Source organism: Flavobacterium sp. P3_A6 (assembly GCF_056403035.1).
The window spans coordinates 1-563 of the sequence record NZ_JBFUGG010000079.1 but is presented as its reverse complement, the minus strand read 5'-3'; the positions used below and the strand labels follow the sequence as shown (position 1 = coordinate 563).

Here is a 563-nt window from a genome sequence, read left to right as displayed (position 1 = left end):
ATGCTCGCGTTCGGTGCGGGCTGGGTGTTCGGCGTCCCCGCCGGGCTCGCCGTGGCCGCGCTGCTGCTCGTCGCCACCCGCATCCCCGGCAGCTACAAGCACGCCCGGCCCGAGAAGCGCCGCGCGACCACGGAGATCCGCGAGGGCGTCGGCTTCCTCGTCCGGCACCCCGTGCTGCGCCCGCTGCTGGTGGCCGGCAGCGTGATGAACATGGCGAACACCGGCTACTTCGCGGTGTTCGTGCTCTGGGTGGTCGGGCCCGGCTCGCGCGTCGGGCTCGAGCCGGAGCGCTATCCCCTGGTGGTCGCCGTGCTCGCGGTCGGCGCCGTCGCCGGCTCGATCGCGGCCGAATCCCTCGGCCGGTTCGTCCCCGAGGTCCGCCTGCTGCTCGGCTGCTGGACCCTCAACTCGGCGCTCCTGTTCGTCCCCGTGCTGCTGCCGAACGTCCCCGCCATCTCGATCACCGCGTTCTTCCTCGGCTTCCTCAACCCCATCGGCAACGTCATCTCGCAGTCCATGCGGCAACGGATGGTGGCCCCGGGGATGCTCGGCCGCGTCGGTGG

The 563-nt window shown here is 72.5% G+C and carries 1 protein-coding gene; it reads left to right on the top strand.

Annotated features, from left to right (window positions below; all coding sequences use genetic code 11):
* On the top strand, nt 1-563 hold a 563-nt coding region (locus AC1DVP_RS21405; protein WP_477185488.1), incomplete at both ends, for an MFS transporter.